Annotated in this window: 6 protein-coding genes and 2 pseudogenes; all 8 read left to right on the top strand. The window is 54.7% G+C overall.

Annotation, left to right across the window (positions count from 1 at the left end; genetic code table 11):
- Positions 1-103: 103 nt before the first annotated feature.
- The 8 genes and pseudogenes from hisG to HMPREF3066_RS05145 all read left to right on the top strand — a co-directional run bounded on the left by hisG (position 104) and on the right by HMPREF3066_RS05145 (position 5888).
- Positions 104-757, top strand: coding sequence for an ATP phosphoribosyltransferase (hisG, locus tag HMPREF3066_RS05175; RefSeq protein ID WP_070440920.1), 654 nt, complete (start codon positions 104-106; stop codon positions 755-757).
- 103 nt (positions 758-860) lie between these two features.
- On the top strand, positions 861-1733 hold the full coding sequence (locus tag HMPREF3066_RS05170; protein WP_070440917.1) for an endonuclease: 873 nt from the start codon (positions 861-863) through the stop codon (positions 1731-1733).
- Complete coding sequence (hisD, locus tag HMPREF3066_RS05165; RefSeq protein ID WP_070440914.1) at positions 1730-3022, top strand: histidinol dehydrogenase; 1293 nt, start codon at positions 1730-1732, stop codon at positions 3020-3022. Before HMPREF3066_RS05170 ends, hisD begins: the two co-directional genes overlap by 4 nt.
- An 89-nt stretch (positions 3023-3111) precedes the next feature.
- Positions 3112-3345 (top strand): annotated as a pseudogene (locus HMPREF3066_RS13725) (DNA polymerase beta superfamily protein); the annotation flags it as partial.
- A pseudogene (locus tag HMPREF3066_RS12215) lies at positions 3327-3569 on the top strand (histidinol dehydrogenase); the annotation flags it as partial. The pseudogenes HMPREF3066_RS13725 and HMPREF3066_RS12215, both read left to right, overlap by 19 nt.
- 90 nt (positions 3570-3659) lie before the next feature.
- Positions 3660-4418 carry a nucleotidyltransferase domain-containing protein gene (locus HMPREF3066_RS05155; RefSeq protein ID WP_070440908.1) on the top strand — a complete coding sequence of 253 codons (759 nt, stop codon included), beginning with the start codon at positions 3660-3662 and terminating at the stop codon, positions 4416-4418.
- Positions 4411-4734, top strand: coding sequence for a DUF6968 family protein (locus tag HMPREF3066_RS05150; protein WP_003777508.1), 324 nt, complete (start codon positions 4411-4413; stop codon positions 4732-4734). Before HMPREF3066_RS05155 ends, HMPREF3066_RS05150 begins: the two co-directional genes overlap by 8 nt.
- A gap of 92 nt (positions 4735-4826) precedes the next feature.
- Positions 4827-5888: a nucleotidyltransferase domain-containing protein gene (locus HMPREF3066_RS05145; protein ID WP_070440905.1), complete on the top strand. Its 1062-nt coding sequence runs from the start codon at positions 4827-4829 to the stop codon at positions 5886-5888.
- Positions 5889-5969 lie beyond the last annotated feature (81 nt).

Raw genomic sequence — 5969 nt, 5'->3', positions numbered from 1 at the left:
GGCGAGGCAACGCCGTACCGGTTTAAAGTTAACCCACTATACAATGGAGAAAGTCAGACCGCCTGCTTGATACAGGTTCGAAGTCTGACGGCACACAACAACAATGACTGAAAACACGCTGACCATCGCCCTGTCCAAAGGGCGCATCTTTGAAGAAACGCTGCCGCTTTTGGCGGCGGCGGGCATCATTCCTGCCGAAGCGCCCGAAAAATCGCGCAAGCTGATTATCGGCACCAACCATGAAAACATCCGCCTCGTCATCGTCCGCGCCACCGACGTGCCGACTTACGTCCAATACGGTGCGGCAGACTTCGGCATCGCGGGCAAAGACGTTTTAATCGAACACGGCGGAAGCGGGCTTTATCAGCCGCTGGATTTGCACATCGCCGAATGCCGCATGATGGTCGCCATCCGAAAAGGTTTCAACTACGCCGCCGCCTCACAGCCCGGCAGCCGCCTGCGCATCGCGACGAAATACCCCAACATCGCCGCCGAGCATTTCGCCGGCAAAGGCGTACACGTCGACATCATCAAACTCTACGGCTCGATGGAGCTTGCGCCTCTGGTCGGTTTGAGCGACGCCATCGTCGATTTGGTCTCCACCGGCAATACACTTAAGGCGAACGGCTTGGAAGCGGTCGAACACGTTGTCGATATTTCCAGCCGTCTGGTGGTCAACAAAGCCGCATTGAAAACGAAACACGCGCTGCTGGAGCCGATTATTCAGGCGTTCGGCAGCGCAGCGAAGGCGGGGTGAGCGTTCATTTGAATGAAGATGCGTTTTCAGACGACCCTAGCCGTTTCCGCCGACAGGTCGTCTGAAAATACCACCGGCAGTAAACTGTATAGGAGGATTTAAAATGGTTGCAAAAATAAAAAAATTTTCAGATTCAACCCTGTCCGTTTTGAATAACGGAGAGCGTCGGTTTTACGTCTATTGTCTGACCGACATGAAAAAAGACAAAATCCTCTACATCGGCAAAGGCTGCGACAACCGCATCTTTGAGCATGAACAGGCCGCCCGTTCGCAAGACGGCGACATTGACGTACCGGCACGCAAAGCCATTGCCAAATGCAAGAAACTCGGCCGCCATATCATCAGCTATCATCTGACCGAAGCCGAAGCGCAAGCCGCCGAAACTGCCCTGATTCATTTCGTCAAATCCGTTGTCGGCAAAAAATTCAAAAACCAATCTGCCGGATGCGGCGCAGGCGGCATCAGCGCGGAAGCACTCGACGACCGCTTCAAATTCACGCCCTGCCCGCTTGACGACCTTAATCCCGACGGACTGGTTCTCGCCGTCAAAATCCAAGACGCTTTGGACTTGGATACCGACGAAGAAACCGACTACCGCTTCGACAACCAAGACGATGCCAACCTCAAATCGCGTACGTTGGGCAACTGGGTTATCGGCAAAGATGCCGCGTCCAAAGTGAAATACATTATCGGCATTCACACCGGCCTGCAAAACGCTGTTGTCAGCGCGTACGAAGTGGACGGTTTCGAAACGTTTGAAGAAACCAAAAACGGCAGAAAACAAACCCGTTACCGTTTCCATACTACCTCTCGTAGCGAAGAGGTATTAGCCAAACTCGGCCTGCAACAAAAATGCCTGCCCGAATTGAAGTTTGGTAGCGGGAGAGAAAAAGCGTATATCAGACCCAAAACCGAGCAAGAGATGCTTCAGACGACCCCAAGTCCCAAAATAACAAAGGAGAATCCCAAATCATGAAAAAACTCAACACCCAATCCCCCTCTTTCCAAGCCGAACTTGAAGCCCTGCTGGCCTTTGAGACCGCCCAGAATCCCGAAATCGACCGCATCGTCGCCGACATCTGCGCCGACGTGCAAAAACGCGGTGATGCGGCGCTCATCGAATACACCAACCGTTTCGACGGCACGTCCGCCCAAACCATAGCCGACCTCATCCTCACTCAAGATGATTTACAGGCTGCGTTTGAGCGTTTGCAGCCCGAAATTCAGACGGCCCTGAAAACCGCCGCCGCACGGGTCGAAAGCTACCACCAACGCCAAAAAATGGAATCGTGGACCTACGAAGACGAAGACGGCACGCTGTTGGGACAACAGATTACACCGCTCGACCGCGTCGGCATTTACGTCCCCGGCGGCAAAGCAGCGTATCCGAGTTCCGTCATCATGAACGCCATGCCCGCCCATGTCGCCGGCGTGAAAGAAATCATCATGGTCGTCCCCACGCCCAAAGGCGAACGCAACGACATCGTACTTGCCGCCGCCTTCGTCGCGGGCGTCACTAAAGTCTTCACCGTCGGCGGCGCGCAGGCGGTTGCCGCCCTCGCCTACGGCACCGAGTCCGTACCGCAGGTCGATAAAATCACCGGTCCGGGCAACGCCTTCGTCGCCGCCGCCAAACGCCGCGTGTTCGGCGTGGTCGGCATCGACATGGTGGCGGGGCCGTCTGAAATCCTCGTCATCGCCGACGGCACCACGCCTGCCGACTGGGTGGCGATGGATTTGTTCAGCCAAGCCGAACACGACGAAATCGCCCAAGCCATCCTCATCGGCACGTCGCAGCCCTATCTCGACGAAGTCCAAGCCGCCATGAACCGCCTCATAGCAACCATGCCCCGCCGCGACATCATCGAAGCCTCGCTCGGCAACAGGGGCGCGATGATACTCGCCAAAGACTTGGACGAAGCCTGCGAAATCGCCAACTACATTTCCCCCGAACACTTGGAATTGTCGGTAGAAAATCCGCAGGAATGGGCGAAAAAAATCCGCCACGCCGGCGCGATTTTCATGGGACGCTACACCAGCGAAAGCCTCGGCGACTACTGCGCCGGCCCCAACCACGTCCTGCCCACCAGCCGCACCGCCCGCTTCTCCTCGCCGCTGGGCACTTACGACTTCCAAAAACGCTCCAGCCTGATCCAAGTTTCCGAACAAGGCGCGCAGAAACTGGGCAAAATCGCCAGCGTGTTGGCGCACGGCGAAAGCCTGACCGCCCACGCGCGCGCTGCGGAATTCAGGTTGAAAGACTGATTCGGTCACATCAACCATCCATCAAAAGCAAAGGTCGTCTGAAAACCGGTTTTTAGGGTTTTCAGACGACCTCTATTAAAAGAAACATCATGAAACAAGCCATTCAAGAAAAACTCACCCACATCGCCCGTACCGAGCCGCTGCATTTCCTGCTGGCGGTAGAGAGCGGCAGCCGCGCATGGGGCTTTGCCTCGCCCGACAGCGATTACGACGTGCGCGCCATTTATATCCGCCCGCAACCATATTATCTGCAAATCGACGAAGCGAAAGACACGTTTGAATTTATCGAAAACCAATGGTTTGACTGGGACGCTACACCAGCGAAAGCCTCGGCGACTACTGCGCCGGCCCCAACCACGTCCTGCCCACCAGCCGCACCGCCCGCTTCTCCTCGCCGCTGGGTACTTACGACTTCCAAAAACGCTCCAGCCTGATTCAAGTCTCCGAACAAGGCGCGCAGAAACTGGGCAAAACCGCCAGCGTGTTGGCACACGGCGAAAGCCTGACCGCCCACGCGCGCTCAGCGGAATTCAGGTTGAAAGACTGATTCGGGCGAACCCGCCATCCATCAAAAAGCAAAGGTCGTCTGAAAACCTGTTTTTAGGGTCTTCAGACGACCTCTATTAAAAGAAACATCATGAAACAAGCCATTCAAGAAAAACTCACCCACATCGCCCGTACCGAGCCGCTGCATTTCCTGCTGGCGGTAGAGAGCGGCAGCCGCGCATGGGGCTTTGCCTCGCCCGACAGCGATTACGACGTGCGCGCCATTTATATCCGCCCGCAGCCATATTATCTGCAAATCGATGAAGCGAAAGACACCTTTGAATTCATCGAAAACCAATGGTTTGACGTCGGCGGCTGGGACATCCGCAAGGCGTTGCGCCTGCTGCGGAAAAGCAATGCCACGCTGCTCGAATGGCTGCGTTCGCCAATTGTTTATACGCAGGACGATGATTTCACAGGCCGTCTGAACGCGCTTGCGCCGCAATACGTCCAAGCCGCCGCGCTGCTGCACCATTATCGCGGCATCGCGGGTAACGCTTTGAGAAACATGGATTTGGCACAACCCGTCAAACTGAAAAAATGGTTTTACGTCCTGCGTCCGCTGCTCGCGGCACGGTGGGCAGTCAAACAAGGTGGCATCCCGCCGATGACGCTGGCGGAACTGATGAGCGAATGGCAAACGGACTGCGCCGCCCAAATTACCGATTTAGTGGCCATCAAGGCGGAACAGGACGAAAGTTACCTGCATACGCTGTCGCCCGAATTGCAACGATTAACCGTTGATTTATATAACGAAGTTTCCGAATTATCCGCCCCTGCCGCCCAAGCCGCCGACAGCGGGCCGCTGAATGAATTGTTCCGCGAAACTTTGGCGGCGGTAAATGGATAAATTTATGCATAAAATCATAGGATATAGAGAATTACATACAGAAAATGGCGAGCCTGTTGAAATTACCATGTATCTCCCCTTTTTTTCTGACGAATACAAAGCGTATATTTGCCAGTATAAAATAAGCAAATATGATTATTGTGATGAGGGAAGGGCAATCGGTGAAGATATGTTGCAGGCTATTTATTTGGCTATGGTTAAACTTGGCGTTATTCTGTCTCACACCGATTTCTGGAAAAAAGAAAATTTATCTTGGAACGGGGATAAAAATCTTGGATTTCCTTCGATTGATAATTCCAACCAACAGCAGCCGTAAATTGGATTCACAAATCCGACACACACTAAAGGCAGCCTGAAAGTGCAGGCTGCTTTTCAATGCCTAACCACCTCACAAAAGGTCGTCTGAAAATGCTCACCATCGAAGATTTGCACACACAAAACCTGATTCTGCTCGAAGCCGTTTCCGGCAGCCGCGCCTACGGTTTGGCGACGCCCGAATCCGATACCGACATCAAAGGCGTGTTTTACCTGCCCAAATCGATGTTTTACGGCATGGAATACATCCCGCAAATCAGCAACGAAACCAACGACATCGTGTATTACGAACTGGGGCGGTTTATCGAGCTTTTGCTGCAAAGCAACCCGAACACGCTGGAGCTGCTCGCCTCGCCGCCCGACTGCGTGCGCTACCGTTCGCCGCTGATGGACGCGTTCAAAACCGAATGGTTTGTGTCCAAAGCTTGCCGCCAGAGTTTCGCCGGATACGCCTACGGGCAAATCAAAAAAGCACGCGGGCTGAACAAGAAAATCAGCAACCCGATGCCGTCTGAAAAGAAAAGCGTGCTCGATTTCTGCCACATCGTAGAAGGCGCGCAAACCGTACCGCTGCGGCACTGGCTTTCGCAACGCGGAATGGAGCAGCGGCGCGTCGGTTTGGTCAAAATCGCCCACGCCCGCGAACTCTACGCCCTGTTTTACGACCCAGACGGCACGCGCGGCTACCACGGCGTCGCGCCCAAACCCGAAGCCACCAACCTCTCCCTCAGCTCCGTTCCCGAAGGCGAAACCCCGCTTGCCTACCTCTCCTTCAACCAAGATGGATACAGCAGCTACTGCCGCGAATACACCTCCTATCAGCAATGGCTGGCGGAACGTAACGAAACGCGCTACCAAGGCACGCAGGCACACGGACAGGGCTACGACGCCAAAAACATGATGCACACCTTCCGCCTGCTCGAAACCGCCCGCGACATCGCCCGCCACGGCGAAATCCGCCCGCGCCGCCCCAACCGCGACGAACTGCTCGCCATCAAACGCGGCGAATCCTCCTACGAAGAATTACTGGAAAAAGCAGAACGGCTGATGGCGGAAGTGGAAACGGCGTTCGACGCTTCCGACCTGCCCGAAACGGTAAATGCTGCTTCAGCGTTGGCGGCTTTGGTTGATATGAGGGAAAGCATTTACGGCTAAATGGCGAAAGGTCGTCTGAAAATGGAGGCGGCGGGGTTTATCGCGAATGGACTTTATAGTGGATTAAATTTAAATCAGGAC

The organism is Neisseria sp. HMSC03D10 (genome assembly GCF_001807625.1).
Classification (GTDB): domain Bacteria; phylum Pseudomonadota; class Gammaproteobacteria; order Burkholderiales; family Neisseriaceae; genus Neisseria; species Neisseria mucosa.
Note: the sequence above shows the minus strand (reverse complement) of the source record. Positions and strands in the feature narration are given on the sequence as shown.

Excerpts from the sequence above, each read along its gene's own strand:
- HMPREF3066_RS05145 (WP_070440905.1), top strand. The coding sequence starts at position 4,827 with ATGCTCACCATCGAAGATTTGCACACACAAAACCTGATTCTGCTCGAA.
- HMPREF3066_RS05170 (WP_070440917.1), top strand. The coding sequence starts at position 861 with ATGGTTGCAAAAATAAAAAAATTTTCAGATTCAACCCTGTCCGTTTTG.
- HMPREF3066_RS05155 (WP_070440908.1), top strand. The coding sequence starts at position 3,660 with ATGAAACAAGCCATTCAAGAAAAACTCACCCACATCGCCCGTACCGAG.
- hisD (WP_070440914.1), top strand. The coding sequence starts at position 1,730 with ATGAAAAAACTCAACACCCAATCCCCCTCTTTCCAAGCCGAACTTGAA.
- hisG (WP_070440920.1), top strand. The coding sequence starts at position 104 with ATGACTGAAAACACGCTGACCATCGCCCTGTCCAAAGGGCGCATCTTT.
- HMPREF3066_RS05150 (WP_003777508.1), top strand. The coding sequence starts at position 4,411 with ATGGATAAATTTATGCATAAAATCATAGGATATAGAGAATTACATACA.